This is a genomic window from Pedobacter sp., assembly GCF_040513095.1.
In the GTDB taxonomy this organism is placed as follows: Bacteria; Bacteroidota; Bacteroidia; order Sphingobacteriales; family Sphingobacteriaceae; genus Pedobacter.
The window spans coordinates 1-23793 of record NZ_JBEVDX010000010.1 but is presented as its reverse complement, the minus strand read 5'-3'; the positions used below and the strand labels follow the sequence as shown (position 1 = coordinate 23793).

The 23793-nt window shown below is 44.1% G+C and carries 17 protein-coding genes; 6 read left to right on the top strand and 11 right to left on the bottom strand.

Annotated elements, in window-relative coordinates:
* Positions 1 to 9: 9 nt before the first annotated feature.
* From ABWY16_RS01390 to ABWY16_RS01380, 3 genes are all read right to left on the bottom strand, one after another.
* Entirely contained in the window at positions 10 to 3459 is a 3450-nt protein-coding gene (locus ABWY16_RS01390) for a SusC/RagA family TonB-linked outer membrane protein (RefSeq protein WP_353902860.1), read from the bottom strand.
* Between the two features lie 191 nt (positions 3460 to 3650).
* Positions 3651 to 4658: a FecR family protein gene (locus ABWY16_RS01385; protein ID WP_353902859.1), complete on the bottom strand. Its 1008-nt coding sequence runs from the start codon at positions 4656 to 4658 to the stop codon at positions 3651 to 3653.
* A gap of 77 nt (positions 4659 to 4735) precedes the next feature.
* On the bottom strand, positions 4736 to 5305 hold the full coding sequence (locus ABWY16_RS01380; protein ID WP_353902858.1) for an RNA polymerase sigma factor: 570 nt from the start codon (positions 5303 to 5305) through the stop codon (positions 4736 to 4738).
* Positions 5306 to 5528: 223 nt separating this feature from the next.
* On the opposite strand from ABWY16_RS01380, the gene ABWY16_RS01375 reads away from it, so the two are divergent.
* A complete protein-coding gene (locus ABWY16_RS01375; protein ID WP_353902857.1) occupies positions 5529 to 6866 on the top strand; it encodes a sensor histidine kinase in 1338 nt (445 codons plus the stop codon).
* A gap of 23 nt (positions 6867 to 6889) precedes the next feature.
* On the opposite strand, the gene ABWY16_RS01370 is transcribed toward ABWY16_RS01375, so the two are convergent.
* Positions 6890 to 7153, bottom strand: coding sequence for a helix-turn-helix domain-containing protein (locus ABWY16_RS01370; protein ID WP_353902856.1), 264 nt, complete (start codon positions 7151 to 7153; stop codon positions 6890 to 6892).
* Between the two features lie 192 nt (positions 7154 to 7345).
* On the opposite strand from ABWY16_RS01370, the gene ABWY16_RS01365 reads away from it, so the two are divergent.
* Positions 7346 to 7870, top strand: coding sequence for a DUF2911 domain-containing protein (locus ABWY16_RS01365; protein ID WP_353902855.1), 525 nt, complete (start codon positions 7346 to 7348; stop codon positions 7868 to 7870).
* Between the two features lie 94 nt (positions 7871 to 7964).
* On the opposite strand, the gene ABWY16_RS01360 is transcribed toward ABWY16_RS01365, so the two are convergent.
* Positions 7965 to 12230, bottom strand: a complete 4266-nt coding sequence (locus tag ABWY16_RS01360) for a hybrid sensor histidine kinase/response regulator (protein WP_353902854.1) — start codon at positions 12228 to 12230, stop codon at positions 7965 to 7967.
* 258 nt (positions 12231 to 12488) lie between these two features.
* On the opposite strand from ABWY16_RS01360, the gene ABWY16_RS01355 reads away from it, so the two are divergent.
* On the top strand, positions 12489 to 13538 hold the full coding sequence (locus ABWY16_RS01355) for an isoaspartyl peptidase/L-asparaginase family protein (RefSeq protein WP_353902853.1): 1050 nt from the start codon (positions 12489 to 12491) through the stop codon (positions 13536 to 13538).
* 49 nt (positions 13539 to 13587) lie between these two features.
* On the opposite strand, the gene ABWY16_RS01350 is transcribed toward ABWY16_RS01355, so the two are convergent.
* On the bottom strand, positions 13588 to 14031 hold the full coding sequence (locus ABWY16_RS01350; protein WP_353902852.1) for a hypothetical protein: 444 nt from the start codon (positions 14029 to 14031) through the stop codon (positions 13588 to 13590).
* Positions 14032 to 14145: 114 nt separating this feature from the next.
* Here ABWY16_RS01350 and ABWY16_RS01345 point away from each other — a divergent pair, with 114 nt between their 5' ends.
* On the top strand, positions 14146 to 14514 hold the full coding sequence (locus tag ABWY16_RS01345) for a hypothetical protein (protein ID WP_353902851.1): 369 nt from the start codon (positions 14146 to 14148) through the stop codon (positions 14512 to 14514).
* A 29-nt stretch (positions 14515 to 14543) separates the two neighbouring features.
* On the opposite strand, the gene ABWY16_RS01340 is transcribed toward ABWY16_RS01345, so the two are convergent.
* On the bottom strand, positions 14544 to 15596 hold the full coding sequence (locus ABWY16_RS01340; protein ID WP_353902850.1) for a glycoside hydrolase family 130 protein: 1053 nt from the start codon (positions 15594 to 15596) through the stop codon (positions 14544 to 14546).
* 228 nt (positions 15597 to 15824) lie between these two features.
* Here ABWY16_RS01340 and ABWY16_RS01335 point away from each other — a divergent pair, with 228 nt between their 5' ends.
* Positions 15825 to 16760, top strand: a complete 936-nt coding sequence (locus tag ABWY16_RS01335) for an EamA family transporter (RefSeq protein ID WP_353902849.1) — start codon at positions 15825 to 15827, stop codon at positions 16758 to 16760.
* Positions 16761 to 16932: 172 nt separating this feature from the next.
* Entirely contained in the window at positions 16933 to 19323 is a 2391-nt protein-coding gene (locus tag ABWY16_RS01330; protein ID WP_353902848.1) for an ABC transporter permease, read from the top strand.
* A 160-nt stretch (positions 19324 to 19483) separates the two neighbouring features.
* Here ABWY16_RS01330 and ABWY16_RS01325 read toward each other — a convergent pair whose 3' ends face one another.
* The 4 genes from ABWY16_RS01325 to ABWY16_RS01310 all read right to left on the bottom strand — a co-directional run bounded on the left by ABWY16_RS01325 (position 19484) and on the right by ABWY16_RS01310 (position 23538).
* Complete coding sequence (locus tag ABWY16_RS01325) at positions 19484 to 19819, bottom strand: hypothetical protein (protein ID WP_353902847.1); 336 nt, start codon at positions 19817 to 19819, stop codon at positions 19484 to 19486.
* 55 nt (positions 19820 to 19874) lie between these two features.
* Positions 19875 to 21308, bottom strand: coding sequence for a DNA/RNA non-specific endonuclease (locus ABWY16_RS01320; protein WP_353902846.1), 1434 nt, complete (start codon positions 21306 to 21308; stop codon positions 19875 to 19877).
* Positions 21309 to 21496: 188 nt separating this feature from the next.
* Positions 21497 to 22588, bottom strand: a complete 1092-nt coding sequence (locus ABWY16_RS01315) for a PAS domain S-box protein (RefSeq protein WP_353902845.1) — start codon at positions 22586 to 22588, stop codon at positions 21497 to 21499.
* Positions 22589 to 22662: 74 nt separating this feature from the next.
* Positions 22663 to 23538, bottom strand: coding sequence for an alpha/beta hydrolase family protein (locus tag ABWY16_RS01310; RefSeq protein WP_353902844.1), 876 nt, complete (start codon positions 23536 to 23538; stop codon positions 22663 to 22665).
* Positions 23539 to 23793: the final 255 nt, after the last annotated feature.

Below are 23793 nucleotides of genomic sequence, written 5' to 3'. Positions count from 1 at the left end.
TTTTAAATATTAGATACCGATAACCAGGTTAAAACCAAATGTGCGGGTAGAAGGAAACTGGGCAACCTCAAAGCCCTGTACAATGTCACTTCCATCCAGTGTTCCGAATTCAGGATCAAAAATCGGCCACTTCGACCAGATGTAAAGATCCCTGCCGTAAACGCCTACGGTAGCACGCTGCAGGCCTAAGCGGTGGGTAAGATTCTTTCCGATAGTAAAATCAAACCTGGCTTCGCGGAACTTCACAAAGTTGGTAGAGAAGGTATTGCCCTCTGCATTGTCAATGCCGTAGTGCGAACGGTAATAACCATCCACATCTGTAGCAATCACATCATTTTTGCGGTAGGTTCCGTCGGCATTCTGGATCACGCCGTTACCGATAATCCCGTTGTACCTTCCCGGCAGCGTATTGGTAGTTTTACCCTGTTCTGCCAGTTTGTAGTTGGAAAGTGAGTAGGCTACTGCGCCAAACTGGGCATCAAACAGCAGGTGCAGGCCGAACTGTTTGTACTTAAAATCGTGGCCCATACTGGTTTTCCATTTGGCTGTAGTGTTACCCAGGTAAACCAGCTCATTTGATAGCTTTGCAAAACCTGTTGCCGCATCATAAACAATCTGTCCGTCTGCAGCACGCAGGTACCCGCGGCCATACATATCGCCCATGCTTCCGCCCACGCGGGCAACGATCTGGGCACCGCCGGTTGGCCCGTTACGCAAAACTACCGCGCTGTCTGCCAGTTGCTCTATCTTGTTTCTGTTGGCACTGAAGGTAGCAAAGACCGACCAGCTGAAGATTCCCGGATCCTGTAACGGAGTTCCGTTAAGTGAAATCTCAAGTCCCTTATTGTTCACCCTGCCTACGTTGATCACTGCCTGACTGAAGCCGGATGACTGATCAATAGTGCGGTTAAGGATCTGGTTTTTGGTATTTCCGCTATACACCGCAACGTCGAATCCCAGCCGGCTCTTAAAGAACTTCATCTCTGCACCCAGTTCCAGTGTGGTGGTGCGCAGCGGTTTCAGGTCCGGATTGGCCAGGATACGCGGATTTTGTAAGCCCCCGGCATAGGTACTGCCGGCAGTGACATAGTTGAAGGTGGTTTGATAGGGATTAGTGGTTCCACTGCCCACACCTGCAAGGGATGCCCTTAGTTTGGCGTAATTGATGGCTTCAGGCATTTTGAAAGCTTCCGTAGCGATAAAACTTAAGCTTGCGGATGGGTAGAAGAAACCCACCTGATCAGTTCTGTTGGCAGTAGCAAGTGTACTTACCCAATCCTGGCGTGCCGTGATATCCATATACAAATAATCCCTGAAGCTGGCTGACAGTAATCCATAGAAACTGTTAATGGCATATTTCGATTTAAAAGGTGCAGTAATCAGTGGCCCGGCATTGTTGGCCATGGTATATATTCCGGGATAGACCAGTGAATCGGCCCGTACTTCATCTCTGTTGTAATTGTTGCGGAGCATACTGCCACCACCTGTTGCGGTAACATTGAAATCAGAGGTTACTTTTTTGTTGTAGCGCAGCAGAAAATCGCCTCCTGCTTCCTGGGAGTAAATATTTTGCGTGCGGTAAGATCCCTTTGGATATTTGGTCCCTGCATCATATGGGCGTTCCTGGGCACGCTGCTCATAACCCATGTCGAGCGTAGCTCTTACCTGAAAGCTCAGTGCATTGGTGATCTTGTATTCGGCCTGCACGTTACCCGTTACAGAATTACGGTTTGATTTGTTGATAAACTCCTCCGAGATCGCATACGGGTTTTCAGGGAATGAACTGAAAGGGTAGAAGATCTTTTTGTCTGTCTGGCCGAGAGCCCAGTAATTTTTAAGCCAGTTGAGGTCGGCACTAGGCTGCCAGAAGATATACCAGTACATGATCGACTGGTTACCATAACCAGCGCCAGGAAGGTTTGCACTGTTTTTATTGTTGTAATTTACTTTTGAACTGATGGTCAGCTTGTCATTGATCTTTGAATTGACCGACAGCGCGATGCTGTTACGGGTATAACCGGTATTTGGTGTGATCCAGTGATTGGTCACATTGGTAGCCGAGAAACGCGCTGATGTTTTATCACTACCGCCATCTACACTAACAGAGTTGGTATAAGTACGGCCTACATCAAAAAACTCACGGCTCTGATTTTTGTAGGGAACCCATGGGGTCCTTACGGTAGATTGCTTCTGGGTCAGCGGATCCAGCTGGTAAAACATTTGTCCGTCAAACTTAGGTCCGTAGGCAGAACTTGTACCACTGGTACTTGCCCCGTCAGGCCCTGCACCATAAGAATAGTACCTGGAGCCGGCTGTTCCCTGTCCGTATTCATACTGCATATCAGGCCAGCGGTTTACAGACTCCATTGAAGTGTTGGAATTAAAAGTAATACCCAGTCCTGTTCTTTTTACGCCGGATTTTGTAGTGATAATAATAGCGCCGTTTGCTCCGCGCTGTCCATATAAGGCAGCTGCGCCCGGTCCTTTTAATACACTGACGTTCTCAATATCCTCAGGATTAAGGTCGTTCAGGTTGCTTCCGTAATCTGCCGGCATGTTATCACTGCTGGTACCATAGGCTGCTTCGCCTGCGTTTGAGGTACGCCTGCCGCTACCCTGGTTGATTACTACACCATCAACTACAATCAGCGCTTCGTTATCGCCTGTAAGGTTATTTTCTCCGCGCAGAATAATCTTGTTTGAGCCTGCCGGACCACTGTTTGAGCGTACCAGGTTAAGGCCGGCTACTTTACCTGATAGTGCATCCGTCCAGTTGCCGGATAAGGCGCTGGTCAGTTGTTCTCCTTTTACTTCTGTTACAGAATAACCAAGTGCCTTTTGTTCCCGTTTAATACCGAGTGCCGTTACTACTACTTCGTTGAGGCTGTTATCGGCTTCATTCAGCGTCACATTCAGGTTGGTTATCCCATTGGCCTTTACCGTGATGCCAGTCATAGTTTTTGTTTGTGCGGAGAGATAGCTGAATTCAAGGGTATAAACCCCTGCATCTACGCTCATGCTGTAGCTTCCATCGTTTACAGACATTACAGCAGCACCAACCGAGCGGATCCTTACGGATGCACCAGGAATTGGTTCCCCCTTGTCATCAAGAACTTTACCTGTGATCCGGCCTTTTCCCTGTGCCTGCGGAACGATCAGCACATTTTGTCCGCCAGTTTGCCTGAAGGTATAACCGGTGCCTTTTAACAGTAAATCAATTGTTTCCTGTACAGTACGTGTTGCTTTAGTTAGGCGTACGGTCCTGTTTTCATCCAGCATATTGTTGTAGCTGATGGTGATATTGCCTAATTTTTCTATCTGCTGAAATGCATTTTTGAGGCTGATGCCTTCTGCCCCGAAGGAGATTTTTTTATTATTTACCGGCTGTGCCCCTGCCTTGAAGGCGCCAAAAGGCGTGTACAGGAGTAAAAGTATGGTAAAAAACCACAAATGTTTCATAGTTGATCGATTGTTTTTAGCGGTCATGAAGCTATAATCGGCTTAATTATTACATTTGAAAATGTAAGCCGATGATGTATTCATATGTTTACTTTAATTTATGCTTGCTTGTCGTGAGTTTAAATTGTTAATGATCAGCCTGGGATTGTTACAGCAATTCCAGGCCTCATGATCTATTGATCTGGTAAATGCTACTTCATGATTTTTCCTCCTTTTTGGTTGTTGTTTGAGATATACAGGTGATTTCCGTTTTTTGTATAGGCAAGTCCCGACAGGATAGTCAGGTTTTCCATGGTTTCAGTAAGCGATGTGTTTCTGAACCTTGCAGTAAGCCTCACTTTACTGAGTTCAGGATCAGTAAATTCTATCTCCACACCATAATGATGTTCGAGCGAGGCGGCTATATCTTTAAAGGAAGTATTGTGAAAGATAAAATCATGGTTAATCCAGGAGACCACCTCATCAGCATCGGTCTTGCTGAAGGTATATAAACCATTTTGGGTATTGATGCTGATCTGGTCATCAGGCAGCAGGTACCTGATCAGGTCATTGTGTCCCTTGCTTTTTGCCATAACGGCCACCTTTCCTGTTTTTACAGTTACTGCAATTTTATTTTCGGCGCCGTAAGCCTTAATGTTGAATGATGTCCCCAGAACCACAGTGGTAATCTCTCCGGTAGTCACTGTAAAAGGGTGTCCGGACTGATGAACCACATCAAAGAATGCCTCGCCGTCCAGATACACTGCACGCGTTTTTCCACTGAAATTTTTTGGGTATTTCAATTTGCTCCCACCGCCAAGATACACCACAGAGCTGTCAGGAAGTGTAAACCTAACCTGTTTGCCATTGGTATTGCTCAGCAACTGATAAGCAGTTCTGTCGTAAAAGCTGTACTTGTAAACCATTGAACCCAGCAGACAACAAACCAGGCAGGCCGCCACATAAGTCATCCATTGTCGCTTTGGTTTTTCAGGTATTTCTGTCCTGCTGATATGTTCCTGTACTTTTGCCCAGGATCTTTCTGGATTTAGCGCCTGTTTGAAATAGGATTTCGATGCCTCAAGGATTTGGATCGTTTCACTAAACTGGGCCAGGTTCTCCGGGCTTGCTTCTATCCATTCCTGTAATTGGGTAAGGCCCTCATCGCTGATGGTCTTCTCAAAATATGCGATAATTAATTTGTAGCTGTTATCTTCCATTGCTGTCTCTATTGGGAAAGACAGGATAATGGCTGGTTCTACGTATCCGGGCGCGTTAAGGTTATATTAACAAATCGTTAATTTCCGGAGGTAGACCGGCGGAAGTCAGCAAGCAGCAACCGGAGTTTTTTGATAGTTTTATAAAGTGTGGAATCCACAGTGCGGACAGAGATGCCCAGAATACCGGAAATTTGCTGGTTAGTCATACTATCGATATGACTCATCAGCAGGATCTGGCGCTGGCCTGCAGGTAAGGTATTGATCACATGAAGAATGCTGTTGTAAGATTCCCTGCTGGACAGGATCTTGAAAGGGTTGTCCCTGTCCTGAAGGGTAGAGTGGTCAATGCTGATATCCTCGATAGAGTCAACCGGTTCTTTCTTCTTTTGAAGGTAATTGAGCGCCTGATTTTTTGCAGCTACAAAAAGGTAGTTTTTAATATTCAGAATTACAGCATCCTGTCTGTTATCCCATACTCTCATAAAAAGATTAGCAATGATTTCTTCAGCTACCACATATTCCCTGGTGTAAACCGCGCAGAACTGGCAAAGCGGTTTATAGTAGCGGTTGAAAAGTGTCTCAAGAGCTAAATGGTCGTTTTTGTGTAAGAGATCCGTTAATGCTTCATCAGTAAGTTGAGGATACATGCAAATGGGTTATTTTTACAAATCTAGACTTGCGATATTAACTCAATATTAAATACCTGCTTAAGTTGACCAATTAATTTAGCCGGATACATATTTTGCGAGACGATGACCCGGTTTTAGAGATAGATTGTGATCCTTATGCATGTCTAAGCTGTGTAATGTTTGAAGGAAGTCCTTCTGGCATACATCTGTGGTACGGTAAATGCCGTAGGTGGGGTATCCCATGAAATTAACAAATCAAATTAAACAGCTGCATGATATCCTGGCTGGTCATCAGTCGGTTATGTCTCTGCAGGCACGCCTCTTCCATACCATCTGCATTGCACTGCTGGTGTTTATGCCAGCTACTTTATTTGTTAATCTTTTTTTAAACATGCCCCATGTGACAATGGCCATCTCTGTAGCTGTTACTTTGATCGGGCTGTTATATTATAACTCCAGGTATCTGGGCAATCTGCGGTGGAGCGTTGTACTGTTTGGTATTATACTTTACGGCTGGCTAACGTTCAATTACTTTGTAAATTCCGGGATAAACGGGCCGACACTTTTACTGTTTCTGGTGGCGCAGGTATTGATTATAGCTGTAATGCCCAGAAGTCAGTATTATTTCTGGCTGCCCCTCAATGCCCTGCTGGTCATCGGCGTGGTGGCCATAGAATATTTTTACCCGGCAAGCGTGGTAAGCCATTATTCCCTTCGCCTGAACCTGTTTACTGATGTTTTAACCACTTATGTCTGTGCTACGGCCAGTATCGCAGTAGTGTTCTACTATGTTATCAGAAACTACCAGGCAGAGAAGAAACGAAAGATAGAACTGTTCAACTCACTAAAAAAGGCGGATGAATCAAAAGCCAAATTTCTGTCCATACTATCACACGATTTAAAATCCCCGCTGAATTCCATCCAGAGTTTCCTGGAAATGCTGACAGACTATGACCTGGCACCGGAAGAAGAAAAAATGATCAAAACCAGCCTGCTCAAAGAAACCAGAAATACCCAGATCATGCTCTTCAATATGTTATCCTGGACAAAAGCCCAGATGGAAGGCGGTATCAGGGTTAGCCTTGTGCCTGTAAACGTAAGTAACGATTTGGAAAGCTCTATTGATTTGTTCAAAGTGGCTGCAATGGATAAGATGATTACGCTGAGTACAGACATTGATGACGATGTGTGTTTACATGCAGATATGGACATGATTACGCTTGTAATCAGAAACCTGGTAAACAACGCAATTAAATTTACCAACACAGGCGGGGAGATCATGATCAGGGCAAAAATAGTAAATGGCGACGGTGTCCTCAGTGTTGAAGATAACGGCATAGGCATCTCAAAAGAGAAACAGCTACAACTTTTCGAATTGAATTCCGGAACAACCTATGGGACCAACAATGAAAAGGGTGTGGGACTGGGATTGATGTTATGCAAAGAATTTACTGAACTGCAGGGCGGAAAGCTGAGCTTTACCAGTACCGAAGGTAAGGGTAGTGCTTTCAGTGTATCGCTGCCCATCTGTGCAGGCGCTTTTCATTCTTCTGCTACCGCATTAGAGGAAGTGCATTAAAAAAATAGCTTGAGGCTCTCCGCTTATTTAACAATGATTTCCATTTTGGTGAGGGGCTTGTCCGGAAGGAAATAGCGTGGGGTAATGTCGAAATAATTCGCCAGGGCATTGATATGTTTCAGATTGTATTTTGCCGGGTTCTTATAGTTTTCAACATTGCCGATAAATGAGGTCTTGGTATTAATTATTTTACCAATATCACTTTGTTTTAGATTGTGTTTTCTTCTGAGCATGATCGTTACGTCAATAGTGTATTGTTCTATCGGATCAAGGAAGGGCTGTTGCATGTTTATAGGTTTACGTTATAACAAATATATCCTGTAAGGTTAAATTTGTTTAGGCGTATATATACCCGTTATACGCTGGTAAACTAACAAAAAATAATGCGTTAAACCACATACTATTGTTTTTACAACGTATTCATCTGATCTCTGATTTTATTTATTTAATATTACAGTACTAACTAAAAAATCTAACATATGAATATCAGAACAATCAAAAACGGGGTATTGGCTATTGCTCTACTACTCTCGTCTACAGCAATCAAGGCTCAACAAGCCAAGGCCAGTCCGGCTGAAACAGCAACAGGAACGATTAACGGGGCGAATATTTCGATCAGCTACAGCAGTCCTGGTGTAAAGGGCCGTAAGATTTTCGGAGGATTAACTCCTTATGATCAGGTATGGAGAGCGGGCGCAAACGAAGCGACGATTTTTAAAACTGATAAAAAGGTAATGATTGGAAAAACTCCGCTCGAAGCCGGTGCCTACAGTATTTATGTAATTCCTTCGGAGAATTCATGGAAGGTGATCTTCAATTCGCAAACCGGTCAATGGGGTGTTGGAAAAGGCGGATCATCACGTATTCCGGAAAAAGACGTGACCACCATCACGGTTAAGACTATGAAGACTCCTGAACTGGTAGAACGCCTTAAATACGAGATCACACCAAAAGGTGTTACACTTGCCTGGGAAAATACATCTGTATTGATTCCTGTAAAATAAGCATCAACTTTAATCAGAAAGCCCGCTTTTGATTGTCCCGATAAGAAATTACCGGGCAAATCGAAAGCGGGCTTCCTAATGCCATAGCAATGAATTATTTTATCATAGTCTCATAGGCGATTTTGAAAATGTCCTTCAGCTTTTCCAGACTCATCGGCTTGGAGATATACTCATCCATGCCGCCTTTAAGATAAATCTCCCTTTCTTCGGGCATCGCATTGGCAGTCAGTGCTACAATATAGGGCTGATAGGGAAGGCTCTTCCGGATCATTCTGGTAGCTTCCATGCCATCCATTACAGGCATCTGTATATCCATGAGTACAACATCAAAACGTTGCAGCAGCAATTGTTCCACTGCCTGTTTTCCGTTGTCAACAATTTCAATCTTATACCCAAGTTTATGCAGCACTCTTTCAATCAGTTTCTGGTTAATCATATTGTCCTCCGCTACCAGGATGTTCAGGGGATACATCTCGCTGAACTGGTCACTCAATACCTGCCTGGCGTTCTCTTCAGGCGGTACCGCCGCCTGGGATACCGAAAATTGCCTTTCAATGCTTTTCCACAGTTGTTTCTGCTTAACAGGCTTGGTCAGGATAGCTGAAAACAGGTTCGAAAAACTTTTCATGCTCTCATCTCCAATGGAGCTCAGCATAATCACAGGAAGCTTGCTCTTACTGGCTTTTATCTCCTTTGCAAAGGCCACCCCATTCATTTCGGGCATTTCCATATCCGTGATGATCAGCTCAATATTGCCGTTCACTTTCATCACATCCAGCGCTTCCTGTCCAGATGATACTGTCACAGGAACAAATCCCCATAATCCCAGCTGGGTATTTAAGATAACGCGGTTGGTATGGTTATCATCCACCACCAGGATGTGTTTACCTTTGATCTCGGGAGGCAGGCTCTCCAGCGGAAGGGTTAAAGTTTGTTTGGCACTCTTAGTGACCCGCGCGGTAAAATGAAAGGTAGAACCTTCGCTGATCCTGCTCTCCACCCAGATATCACCGCCCATCAGTTTTACAATCCGCTCACTGATTACCAATCCCAGTCCCGTGCCTCCGTATTTACGTGTAGTAGAGGAATCCACCTGCGAAAAGGGTTTAAAAAGATCGCCCAGTTTATGCTCAGGAATACCTATTCCGGTATCTGTAACGCTGAATTCAATCAGTAACTTATCGTCCTCCAATGTTTTGTTAAGGCTTACTTTCAAAAAAACTTCCCCTTTTTCAGTGAACTTAACAGCATTGTTCACCAGATTGATCAGCACCTGTTTAAGCCTTAGGCTGTCGCCAATGACCTGCTGTGGTAGATCATGCTCAATATCATACAGCAGGTCGATATGCTGCCGGGCCGACTTCTGGGAGAACATATCCATCACCTCTTCGATACAACTGCGCAGGTTAAAATCTTCCTGTTCGATATCCATTTTTCCGGATTCTATCTTGGAGAAATCCAGGATATCGTTGATCACACTCAGGAGGTTTTCGCCGCTTTTGATAATTGCATCAGTATATTCTTTCTGCTCCTCGGTGAGGCTGGTTTCCGTTAAAAGTGAAGCCATGCCTACCACTCCGTTCATCGGGGTCCTGATTTCATGGCTCATACTGGCCAGGAAAATACTTTTGGCCTGGTTGGCCTTATCAGCTTCATTGCGGGCAAGGTGTTCCTGTTCCCTCTGGTGAATCAGCTCGTCCGACTGGATCATGAGTTCTTCTGACTGCGCCTGCAGCTCTTCCGACTGCACCTGCAGTTCTTCATTGATGGACTGCAGTTCCCTGGCTTGTTTGGAAACCTCGGATGTACGCTCCTCCACCAGCTTTTCAAGGATGGCTTTCTGGCGGATAATGGCATTGATCCTGAAGCGGTATAGCACATAAATCACAGCTGCCAGCACCAGTGCCGATAGCAGTTTAAACCACCAGGTTAACCAGAATGGTGGCACTATTTCGATGTTCAGGCTGATGACCGAGGCGACAGAGTCCTTCTGATCACTGTTACGGCATTTTACGATAAAAGTATAATCGCCATGAGGCAGATTGGTGTAAGATGCAGAGTTTTTGCGGCCTACGTTGTTCCATCCCTTATCAAATCCCTTCAGCATGTAGGAGTATTTCTTTTTTCCATGGGATAAAAAATCCAGCAGGGCAAAATCAAAAGAGATCGTTGATTGGTCATAGGACAAAGTGATCGATCTGGTTTCTGAAATATCCTGTTTCAGCACAGATGTATCGCTGCTGTCTGTTGCAACAGGCACCTCTTTATTAAAAAGCTGAAAACCCGTTAACAACAGCGGAGCTTTTGATCTGGCATCCATAATCTGGTTGGGATAAAACTTATTGAAACCGTTTACTCCGCCAAAAAACAACTCGCCCGTACTGCTTTTCAGTGCAGAATGCGGCTTATATTCATCTTCCTGCAGGCCATCTTCGTCAGTGAAATTTGTAAAGTTGCGCGATTTACGGTTGAACCGGGATAAGCCACTGTTTGTACTTATCCACAGATTGTACTGGTTATCTTCCAGAAGCGCATAGGTGAAATTATTTATCAGTCCGTCCTCTGTAGAAAAACGGGTAATCGTGCGTGTAGCAGGGTTAAGCTGGTTGAGGCCGTCAAAGGTACAGAGCCATATATTACCCGAATGGTCTTCCTTAATATCCACTACCGTATTGTTACTGATGCTTGTTTTCGCAGCAGAATGTTTGTAATGACTGAACTTGCCTGTTTTAGCATCAAATAGATCAAGTCCGGCATCGTTGGTCCCTATCCAGAGATTTCCTTTTCTGTCTTTCAGTAATGAATTGATACGGTCACTGCCGATGCTTCCGGGATCATGGTCATTATGCCTGTAATGGATAAACTTGCCGGTTGCCGGATCCAGCAGGTCCAGCCCCCCGCCAAAGGTACCTATCCAGATCTTTCCGTCCTGGTCAGGGATCAAAGTATAAATATCATCTGTACTCAGACTGTTTTCATCCTTCGGGTTGTGCCTGTAGCTTTTAAACTGGCGGGTTTTGAGGTCCATCACACTAAGGCCCGTGCCCCATGTAGCAATCCAGAGCTGTTTGTTCCGGTCTTCTTTGGTATCCAGAATATAATCACCTGCAATACTGTTTTTCCCTTGCTGGTGTTTATAGACCTTAAAATCATCTGTCTTGTTGTCAAATAAATTGAGCCCGCCACCGTCTGTTCCGATCCAGAAGTGATGATCTGAATCCTCAAAAATGCTGAGTACAAAATCGTTGGATAAGCTGTTTGAGCTGCGGCTGTGTTTATAATGCAGAAAATTGGTGCTGTATCTTTTGTAAAGATGGAGGCCACCGCTAAAGGTACCTACCCACATATTCCCATAACGGTCCAGGGTGATGGCGTCTACAGAATTTGTGCTTAAACTGCTTTGGTCGATATCATCGTGCACATAGGTTTCAAAGGTGTTTCTTTTGTGGTTGAAAACACTCAGGCCTTCATTTTCGGTTCCTATCCACAAATTTTTCTTGTTGTCTTCGGCAATACTTTGAACGCTGTTTCCTGCAAGTGAATTCTTATCGTTTTTATTCGCTTTGAAATGTTTAAAGTTACCGCTGGAGGGGTCATACAGATTTAAACCTGCATCATTTGTTCCTATCCACAGCTGCCTGCTGCTGTCTTCAAAAAGGTAAGTGATCCTGTTGCCCGAGATACTGCCCGGCACACTTTCCTGGTGTATAAATCTTTTGAAGCTGCGGGTCTTGCTGTCAAACAGGTTCAGCCCGTTTTGCTGATCGCCGGCCCAGATTTGATTGCGGCCGTCTCTGAGTATGGTGATGATGTTATCGCCGCTTATGCTTTTCGGATCAAGCTTTTGATGGCGGAAATGCTCTGCCTTGCTGAGCTTTGGATTAAACAGGTCTAAGCCATCATTCTGCGTGGCTATCCAGATATTTCCCTGCTCATCAAACACGATCCTGTTGATGAAATTGCTGGCTATACTCTGCTTGTTTGCCCGATCGTGCCGGTAATGTGAAAATTTGTTTGTCCTGCGGTCAAACTTGTTGAGTCCGCCTCCCATTGTTGCCACCCAGAGATTGCCCTCTTTATCCTCCGCAATGTGTGAAATGTAGTTGTTGCTGATGCTGTTTGGGTCATCCGGGTTATTCCTGAATACTTTGATCCTGTAACCGTCATATCTGTTTAAGCCATCGCGGGTAGCAATCCACATAAATCCCCTTTTGCCCTGATAGATGTAATTCACGTTCCTTTCCGAGAGGCCGTTCCTGTATCCGATATGGGAAAAATGTATCTGCTGATTTTGTGAGAACGCCAATACAGAGATTGCCTCAAGCAAAATAATCAGCAGAAGTTTGAATTTGGAGATCAATTTTTTTGGTTAATAAATGGTTTAAGATAATGCCGGTCAATTGCTTGGAATCTGTTCCAAGATAATATATTATTCTCTAATTTTCTGTTAGAAAAGACACATAAGCGTGTGTTTTAACCTATTTAAGCAGAATTGTTGTTTGCCGACAGGAAACACGAATAATGTGGTTTATGCATTTCAGTTTAGGATAGAATGGCTGAATTCAGTATCTTCATTTTTCTGTCTGAACTGGGTTTACAACGAACAATTATTTAATATATGATAAAGAATTTCAGGGTATTTGAAGCAGCTTTGTTTCTGCTGATCTGTTTACTGGCAAATATAGCGTTTGCACAAACCAAAGAGCCAAAGTATATTATGGTGATCCATGGCGGTGCCGGAACACTGACGCGCAAAAATATGAGCGCTGAAAAGGAAGCCGCCTATCGTGCAGCCCTAACACTGGCGTTGCAAACAGGTTACAATGCGATCAAATCAGGTAAACCAAGCCTCGATGCTGTAGAGGCTACCATACATACCCTCGAAGATAACCCGCTTTTTAACGCCGGTAAGGGAGCTGTATTTACACATGAAGGCAGGAACGAAATGGATGCAGCAATTATGGACGGCAAAACATTGAAGGCAGGTGCTGTAGCTGGGGTTACCGTAATCAAAAACCCGATTTCGGCAGCGAGGGCGGTAATGGAAAAATCTGAGCATGTAATGATGGCCGGCCCGGGCGCCGAAGCTTTTGCCAGGCAGGCAGGGCTAACCATCGTAAATCCTAAATATTTTTACACCAAAGAGCGCTGGGATGGTTTACAAAAAGCACTTAGAGAAGATTCTGTAAAGGCGGTACTGGACCATGGAAGTAAGAAGTCCATGCTGCTCGGTACATTGAACCGCGACAATAAGTTTGGTACGGTAGGAGCTGTAGCATTGGATCTGGCAGGTAACCTCGCCGCCGGCACTTCCACAGGAGGTATGACCAATAAAAAGTATGGCAGGATAGGAGATTCTCCAATTATAGGCGCGGGCACTTATGCCAATAATGCCACCGCAGGCATTTCCTGTACAGGCTGGGGAGAGTTCTATATCAGAAATGTTGTGGCTTATGATATTTCTGCCATGATGGAGTATAAACACATGACTGTTGCCGATGCTGCGCATGCTGCTATCGGGAAAGTGGGCGCAATGGGCGGCGATGGCGGTCTAATAGCCCTGGATGCACGGGGCCACATGGCTATGCCATTTAACACAGAAGGAATGTACCGGGGCACTGTTACTGAGGACGGTAAAATCGAAGTGTTTATCTTTAAAAAGGATTAATGTTTTCCTGTCTGAAAACCTGATCTGATCAGGTTTTCAGACAGGCTGCTTATTTGCTGGTTTTAAGCAGATTAACTACTGCAGCAGTAACCAGTGCCCCAAACAGGTAATAACCTACGGTCAGGATTTTTACTTCATCGGTTTTGGTCACAGGTGTTTCGTCAAGTCCCATAGGTTTAGGCAGATTGACGGCGCCTATTCCCGCACTTAAGCCAACAAAAATCGCCTTTGGCCACAGATATTTTGCCTGACCGGCACCAATCAGGCTATAGTAGATTGTATTACCAACAATGTCACCTGCTAAAGTTGCCTTGTAAAGGGTTTCTTTATCGTCAATATGTCCGCCGAAATAACTCAATGTTCTTTGCACAGCATCTTCTCCAAGCAGGTCAATCCTTGGTACATCATTGCTTTGTTTTTTCAATGTTTCGTGAAGGATATTCAGTGCTACCGCACCTGCCAGTCCTGCAATTAAGTTTTTCAGTTTGCTCATTTTCTACTATTTAGGTTTCTGATGTGTGCTTACAACAAGCTCAGCTGATGAATGTTTGTTATTTAATTGTGTTATATTGTAGCGCTTTGATAAATGATAGAAAGCCCCGGCGGTATGAGAAAGTTTATCTTGTTTTTTGTTGTACCGGCTATGCTGACGGCATGCGTTAAACCTACCAGTTGGAGGAATTATAAGTATACCCTCAGCAGGGAAAACAAACTTTATATAGAAGTATTCAAGGCTGGGATACTGGGAAGATCAACTGCCCAGTATCTAACCGACTCGGTTAATTTCAGGATCCACATCGGCACTTTTGATGATGATAAAGAGCAGATCCATTGCCGGATCAATCGCAATCAGATCGAAGTTGAAAGAAGGCAGCGCGTAAAAGGCGAAAACAGGCAGCTGGATGTGCTGATTGTTGTTTCCACAACTCATTACAATTTACAGGAGCTGAAGAAAAAACATGTATTTGAAGAATGAGGTTACGGAAGCTTCAACACCTCTCCAGGTCATACAGGCGTTAAAACTGCAAGGATCTCGCTGACAGAGAAATGTGCCCCGCAAACAAATTCATCTGCAGCACCATAATACACGGTTAATTTATCTCCTTCTCTCACATGGCCATTGGTAAAAACTACAAAGCCGAAAAATCCGCTTAATTCATATGTTTCCAGCGGTACCATGATCGGGTCAATCGTTCTTGCCCTTACGATTGAAGGATCCTCCAGGTCCATCAGGAAAGCCCCCAGGCAATACTGGTGTTTTTCATTCGCGCCGTGGTAGATCTCCAGCCATCCCTGGTCTGTTTTTATTGGTGATGCACCACCACCAACCCTTGCACTATCCCAATGGCCGGGCCTGGTTTTAACGATGCACTTATGGTTGCCCCAGTGCAATCCATCCGGTGATTCTGCCAGCCAGATAAAGTTACCGCCAAGGTCTACACTGCTGGGACGGTGCAGTGCATAAAATTTACCATTGATTTTTTCTTCAAAGATCGCACAGTCTTTGTTGTGCGGCGGCAGGATCAGACCATGGGATTCAAAGGTTTTCCAGTCTTTTGTGGTTTTGAGGCCAACAGCAACACCGTTTTCTGAAACTGCGGTAAAAGTCAGATAGTAAGTATCGCCGATCTGGCTTACCCGGCAGTCTTCAATGCCAAACCGTTCAGCCGGACCGCTTCCAAATATGGTCGGATAGCCTTCCGGTTCTTCAAAATGTAGCCCATCATTGCTGCAAACTAATCTAAGGTGCGAAACTGTAGTAAGGTAATCAAGGCCTTTGTACCTGAATACCCTGGCATCGTTTGAAATCAGATCAGGATCGTTTAATGGAATTTCAATATAATCTGTTGTTCCTTCGCTGTTATGTACCGGAACGTAAACAAATCCTTCGCGCTGCTTTACACTCTCCGCAACCCTGATCAGCAGCCATGTTTTTCCCTGGTAACTGAAGGTTCCGGGATTAAGCAGGCTGATGACCTGCAGCGCTGCACTGCTGGACTTTAAATCTTTTGGCAGGAGGATAGGGTTTTCCGGGAAACGTTGTGCAAGGTCTGTCATTTGTATCGTGTTTTATTTTTGGCTCTTATTCAGCATATGCTTACTTCTATGCTCATCGGTTCTTCAGGGCAATAAAGGTTATATGCTTTTCTGCTGCAATTTTGTTTTAACAACAGTAGTTGCGGATAGTTTGCTCAGGTTCAAAATGATATTTTTTTGAAGATGTTTTATTAACTTGGATAGGTTATTTAATAAATGTAAAACAGAATTATTTATGGTTAAACATCGATGATCGGAAAAGATAATAACAAACTGCTGCTTATACTCGCTTTTTTAGCGATCTACTTTGTGTGGGGAACAACCTATTATGCCAATTTACTGGCGCTTGAAAGTATTCCCCCCTTCATCTTTTCTTGTTTAAGATATCTTACGGCTGGTATCGTGCTGTATGCCTGGGCATTTTTCAGCAAAATGGCCTGGCCGGATAAGAAAACGATCTGGGTGCTGTCAGTCAGTGGTATCATTATGCTGGTAGGTGGTTCAGGACTGGTCGTATATGCAGAACAATATATAGGTTCAGGATATGCGGCGGTTGTAGTGGCTACGGAACCCTTGTGGTTTATCGTGCTGGACAGGAAGCGGTGGAAGCAATATTTTTCGAATATGAAAATCATTGCCGGCCTGGTGATTGGATTTGCGGGAATTGCTTTGTTTTCCTGGTTTACGCCCGGCAGTCAGGCCGGGGATGCTGCAGCCAACCATAAACTTATAGGTACGTTGATCGTGCTGCTCAGTGCTATATTATGGGTGCTGGGTACATTATATGCCAGTGGCAGGGTAAAAAAGGAAAGTTCAAACATCGTCAATTCCTGTGTGCAGTTACTGGCTGCCGGGCTGTTTTCAGGTATCATCGCAGTTTATCAGCGGGAATGGATTGGATTTTCCCTGCTGCATGTTTCTGGCAGGGCATGGGGCGGACTGGCATTTGCAATATTGTTTGGTTCACTGATTGCCTACATGGCTTTTAACTGGCTGGTGAGGGTGCAGCCGCCAGCTATCGTGAGTACGCACACTTATGTGAACCCGGTAGTAGCGGTATTTGTAGGCTGGCTGCTTGCCAGCGAACAGATTATTTTTAAACAAGTGATTGCTCTTGTCATCGTACTTGCAGGAGTGATGTTAACACAGACCAGCAAGGCCGCAATTTCAGGAGAGGAACCTTAGCCATTATTCAGCATTTTCATTGCCCATGATCTGTTCATTTACGTGCATATTATTGATCAGAAATGAACAGCTATACAACTAGCACGTTTTAAAACGGCCGTCAGAAGGCAAATTCCAAACTTTCAAAATCTGGCATACCGATAGCGGGATATTGACTGTAAGCAAATAAAGTATGTTTAGACTGAACCTTAAAATTGCCTGGAGGAACCTTTGGAAAAACAAAGGATATACGCTGATCAACATACTTGGGCTCGCTGTAGGGATGGCCTGCTGTATGCTCATATTTATCTTTATCAGGTTCCAGCTGAGCTTTGATGAAGGGTACCGGAATGAAGGCAGGATATTCAGATTTGTAACCAACTGGAAATATGCAAGTTTCACAGATTACTCACAGGGAGTGCCTGTTCCGCTGATAGATGCAGCCAAAAATGAATTTGCAGGAATTGAGAAAACTGCTGCCCTGGTCAGACGATGGAGGATTCTGCATGTGAAAGATAAGGCAGGCAGGGTAGTTTTAAAAACCGCTGATGGTGTTTTTTATGCTGAGCCCGATCTTTTTGAAATCTTAAATATCAGCTGGCTTTATGGAAACCCTAAAAAAGCTTTAGCCGCACCAAATACTGTAACTTTATCTGAAAGTACAGCAATAAGGTTTTTCGGAAGTACAGCAAATGCCATTGGAAAACATATTTTATTAAGTAACCGGACGAACCTGGTGGTTACTGGTATTTTTAAAGACCTGGATGCCAATAGTAGCTTTCCTCTGAAGATTGTGGTCAGTTACCAGACTTTCGATCAAAAACAAGGGCAGAACTGGGATGCCGTAGCTTCGCAAACAGAATGTTATGTACTTTTGAAAAAGGGAGTACAGTTGTCAGACCTGCAAAAGCCACTGGCACATTTCAATAAAAAATATTACCAGGATAAAAAGATTGCCGGCAACCAGAACAATCAGCTTCAGGCATTAAGGGATATCCATTTTAGTGAACGGTATGGCAATTTCGCAAACAGTTCCATTGCTTTGAAGCAGATTTACGGGCTTGCTGTAATCGGCATTTTTTTACTGCTCACGGCCTGTATAAATTTTATAAACCTGGCTACAGCACAGTCTGTTAACCGGTCCAAAGAAGTTGGTGTCCGTAAAGTTATGGGCAGTAAACGGAAACAATTGGTCCTGCAATTTTTAACTGAGACATTTTCTGTAGTGCTGTTGTCCCTCCTTGTTGCCTGTATTTTAACGGAACTGGCCATTCCGGCTATGGAGAATCTTTTTAGCAGCAAAATAACACTGAGTGTATTCTCTGACCCCGTCATATTTATATTTATGCTGATGCTGGTGATCCTGGTAAGCGCAATGGCAGGTTTTTATCCGGCAATGGTTATCTCAGGCTTTAGTCCTGCACTTGCCATTAAGAACAAGGTTACAATAAATCCCAAAGGTTTAAGTTTGCGTAAGATCCTCGTTGTAGTGCAATTTGCTGTAACGATCATCCTGATTATTGGCACGCTGGTGATTATCAGTCAGATGAAATACATACGGCAAAAGCCCTTAGGTTTTACCACTGCAGCAATCAGTATGGTAGATATGCCGGGAGACAGCACGAGCAGGACACTTTATAATACCTTCAAAGAAAAGGTATTGCATATTCCAGGCCTGAAGCTCTTGAGTTATTGTACTATTCCTCCATTATCTGAAGATACCTGGTCGACCGATTTCACTTACAATGGTATAAAGAATACAGATTTTGAAATACGTATGTCCATCGCTGACCGTAACTATTTTCAGGTGTTTGGCCTGCAGGTTATTGCGGGGAGGGCAACTTTCGCAAATGATACGGCTCAGGGTGGTGTGGTCAATGAAACATTTGTGCGCAAAATGGGGCTTTCAAATCCGCGGGATGTGCTTGGCAAGACAATCCTCGCAGGAGGGAATAAGCTGCCCATCGTAGCAGTAATAAAAGATTTTCATGACAAGTCATTGAAGGAAAGTATTTCTCCACTGCTGATTTTCCCTAATGATAACGAATATTATAAAGCTGCTCTTCAGATCGATGAAAAGGTGCTCATGTCTGCCATGAAACGGGTTGAAAACATATGGAATGCTACTTTCCCCAATTATATTTATGAGGCGGAATTTGTCAGCGATGATGTAAACAGATATTATGAAAATGAGCGGGTTACGGGTGTACTGTTCCGGGTTTTTGCCGGCATGATTATCTTCATTTCTTTTACAGGTCTGTTCGGGCTGGTATCATTTGTAGCTTCTCAAAGGCGCCGGGAGGTGGCCATCAGAAAAGTACTTGGGGCAACAACGGCTGAACTGATTAAAATGCTGAACAGCTCATTTTTGATTATGGTGCTTATTGCAAACTTAGCTGCCTGGCCTTTAGCGTATATCCTTGTGTCAAAATGGCTATCTGGATTTGCTTACCGGATCGACCTCAGTGTATGGCCTTTCTTGCTGGCATTTTGTGTTTCTATGCTGATTACATTCATCACTGTTAGTTTTCAGTCCTATAAAGCAGCGGTTGCCAATACGGTTGATGCGCTTAAGTACGAATGATTGCAGGAGAGGAGCCCTGATCTTAAACTAAAATTAGTAATAAGGAAATTCTTCTTATCTGGGGACAAGCCCTCAGACAGTTTCGCGCTCCAAGCGGGCTTCGTAAAATTTTATAGTTTGGATGCAATGTTATAAGCTGCCTGATGAACAGGCAGCTAAATTAATTCCAAAGGCTGCCGTTCAACCCCAAGATCAGGGCTATCCACAAACCAACCACATAACCGATTATACTCAGTACAGTAAATAATCTCCCCTGCCATCCAGCTATATCACGCAATGGCCCGGTTGCATGGTAGCACGCAGCAACAATCGATGCAAGCAAGGGGGTAAGAAGCAAAGGTTTTAGCCTCCAGTAAGCACCCCATGAAGGCTGGCCTTCACCTGCGGTTATTACAAAAAAGCTGACCAGCAATAAGCCGATGCCTGCACCTGTGAGCATGCGTTTCATCAGGGCAGGACTAAAGAATGTACTTGTCATCGATTGTCTGTTTTCCATTTCCGTAACTGTTATTTAAATTATAAAGATCGGCAATGTTCCGGAGCAGTCAAAATTAATTTCCGGGATCTTTCAGCTTCTCCACAACATCCTGAACAGCCTGCGGCAGGCTTGACAGCAGGTTATAACCTGTTTGCGCCTCAATATCCCTGACCGTTACGATATACTGCTTCCAGTCGGCATTGATACTGTTTACATTTGGCGTATTAATGGCAATCACGCGTGTGCCTGTGCTTACACGGCTAATGTCATTATCACCTTTCGGCATAATTACTACAACTTTCCATACGTTAGCCGGCACGTTGATTTTTCCATTATTTATGGAAGTAATAACCGATGTGCTTGCCGATCCTATACCACCGCTTCCATAGCTGCCCATAATGATATAGGCTTCGTTACCGCTCAGTACCTGTGTCCTGATATAACTCTCAAAAGCCTCCCAGGTTTTCTGGTTGTTATTTGGTGCCTGAGGAATCATATTGGTCATCAGGAAGGTAGCTGAATTGGCATCACTTGAGCTGGTTCTGTCACCACTTGGACAATTGTGCCCGCGGTCAAAACCAGAACCGGAATAACTGTTGCTCTGAGCCTGGTACCAACCGGAAGGAAGATCAGAAAAAGATGCAAAGTCATCCTTACGGGTTACTGCTCCTGTAAAGTTGGTTGCATCCAGGTGCCAGCTTACCCAGTTCGGACGGCCCTTGGTCATGCTATAGCTTTCACTGTAGTATTTCATGTCGATCAGGTAGTTTTCTGCAACAGTAACAGAAGCTATTGCCGCTGAAGGATTACCGAGCAAAAGGTTAGAGTTATCACCTGCTGCGGGAGGAGCATCAACACCTGCAACCGGCGTTCCGCGCCCTGCAGTTGGGGTCGTAGTTTTCGTCGTATCAGCTGGATTGGTATCCGGAGCGCCTATAATAATACCAGGATCTCCAATTCCCTTAAATGTAATATCGTCAATATTGATGCGTGTTGTTCCTGCTTTCTTTATCTGGAAACGAACCCTGGCTGTTGCAGTAACTGTAAACGAATCTGTTACAAGAGCAGTGCTGGATTCTGTAATGTCAGTTCCTAGCTGTGTAAAAGTCTTTCCGGCATCGGTAGACATCAGCAGCTGCCAGGTACTGTTGGCATCTGAACCAAACTTCGCGTGCTTGATGTAAATTTTCGATAAACCGGCAATGTCAAAATTCATTCCCAGGTAACCTGTCTTTAAACGGACTGATTTTGCACCGTTTTTCGCGTCAGTAGCGAGATTACCTAGCAGTGCATCACTGAACGTCCACTTTCCTGTGGTCAACTGTAAGCTGTCGATTGCATATCCGCCTTTGGTACCTGACTCAAAGTCCTCAGTAATTGAATAAGACACTGGTACCGGCGAGGCAACAACAGGAGTTTCGGTATTGATTGCTGTTTTCTTTGAACAGGCCGAAAAGGACAGTGCACCAGCAAGGCTACAATAAAATAGTAGATTTTTAATAGTCATAGATTTAGAATTGCCCGCAGAAAAGGGAAAATGAGTTAGGTAATAAATGTTAGTACTGATCAAAAGTATAGATCTCTGATAAACCTTCAGCTATTATTTTACTATAACCCCAGTAAACATTTGTTATAATGGTGGTTATCATATCACTATCAAATGTAAAAATAATGATATGGCATTGATATTGCAAATTATTCAGGTGATACCCTGATGCTGGCTACGATCTGACGTATCTTACCATCCAGCTCTTTGGCAGACTTTTCAAGCATGGGCAGTTCTTCCATATCATTTATTCTGCCATCCAGGCGGATAAGGCTTAGCAATCCTAAAATGGACGCTACAGGCTTACGGAATTCGTGCGACTGGATCAGGGCGATTTCTTTCAGCTTTTCGTCCTGCATTTTCAGGGTAGTTTCCTGCTGAACCCGTTTATTCACATCGGCAACGTTAATAGAAACACCAATGATTTCATTGTCTGCATTGAAGGCTGGCTCAAATTTTACCACCCGCCAGTAATCTCTACCATTTTCTTTGAGGTTTCTTTCATCATAAACGGCAGTGCCATTTAATGCTATCTGGTAGTCCCTGTAAAATATCCGGAGGTTATCCTGATGGATGAAGTGGACCATGGGTAAACCCTTTTGCATCTGCAGCCCGTATGAATTTTTCACATGCCTCTCCCATGTCCTGTTGAAAGCTAAAATTTCAAATTTCTTCCCCAGCAATAAGTGCTGGTCGATTGAACTTTCAAAAAATGACCGCAGTTCAATCTCAGAACGTTTTGTATCCACACATAAATCCTTCATCAGGCTCAGGCTCCTGTCAAAATCCAGCAATTGTACGGCTTGTTTGGCCATTACCTTCAGCATCTTTTCCTGATCTGTTGTCAGTATCCCAGGCTGGTCGTCCAGAACACATAAACTTCCTATATTAACACCATCTGAGGTTTTCAGTGGTATCCCCGCTAAAAATTTAATGCATTGCTGACCATTCCCGCCCAGGAGATCTTCTATCAGGGTATCGTCAACAGTGACAACACAATCCTGGTTACAGATGTAGTTGCATACTGATTTTAGCTGTGGAGCTGATTCGAAATTAAATGTTTTCTGAAGACTAATAGATTGACTTTCATAGTCTTTAAGGATTAATACTGCTTTAGATGTTCTACATATGCCGGCGGCCAGTTCAATAAGTTCGCCTAGTTCTGCATCCTTATCAATTTCGAGTTTGAGGAATCTGTTGAGTTCAAGTTGTTTTTCAAGCTCTTTTAGCGCATACGGCATATACCAGGAGTCATATTTACAGTAGTTGATATACGGGAATAAGTTCCATACAGATTGTTGTGGCGGTCTTATTATTACATGCTTAAAGCTTTGATCCATAGAATAGCGGCATCCACTGGTTCCTGTGATTTTGCAAAGGCAGTGTTATGTCCCAGATCCGGAAACAACCGATACATATAGGGCTTGCCTTGTGCTTTAAGCGTATTGAGACGTTCTGTTGAAAGCGCTACCGGAACCTGAATATCCTTGCCCCCGAAAAGCCAAAGCCCGGGGCAGGAAAGCCTGGCCAGAGCATCCCGCGGATCGGTCGCTGCGAATTGATAACGGTCAGGATCACTGCTTATGTGTCTGCGCGCTTCATCCTCAGTGTGCGTATCCCAGAAGCTGGCGTTTCCTTGTGTGTAAAACTGAAATCTCAGCTGTTCCAGGGTGCTGACAACAGGCCCGCTAAATATCACAATAAAATCTACTCCTGGATTGCTGTATGCCGCAAGAGGGATGACCCAGCCGGCCTGACTAAAACCCATTAATCCCAAAGGTCCGTGATCCTTCGGCAGATGCGCCAATAGTGTTTTAGAGGCAGCACTTGCATCCAGCGCCAGCAGCTTAAGATTGGCAGAATCTATATTGTTCGTTCCCACTTCCGGTCCGGCATATATTCCGCCCGACTTCCCCGATCCGCGTTTATCATAGCTGAAAACCATAATACCTTTTCCGGCTAAAAGGGAAGCCATCCCTGCCATCCTTGTTTCCTTACCAGATCCATGCACAAGGACAACCGATGCATATGACTGTTTGGGCTTAAAAATAGTACCTGCCAGAATAATCCCGGCACTTTTAAAGTTCACATCTTCAGTGCTGAAATCCTGTACAGAAGCAGGATCGGCTTCAGTTTGTCCAAACAAGGTACCGCTGAAGCAGCAAAGCAGGATAAATAAATAGGATCTCATATAGTAAATTTTAATGGAGGTGTAAACGTTAAACAATATTAGTCAGGCCAGAAACCTGAAAATGATAAATGTGATGAAATACCTAAAATATGTGATGAAAGTGCGGTTTCCTGCCAGCTCATTGCAAGCATTGACTGGATGACCGTAGTCTTGTCTTTTATATTGCACGGCAATTAATTTGCCTGTTAAGGGATAATTTAATACTACTAACTTTGTAGTATATTTTATAAATTGATATATTTACCCCCGGAACAG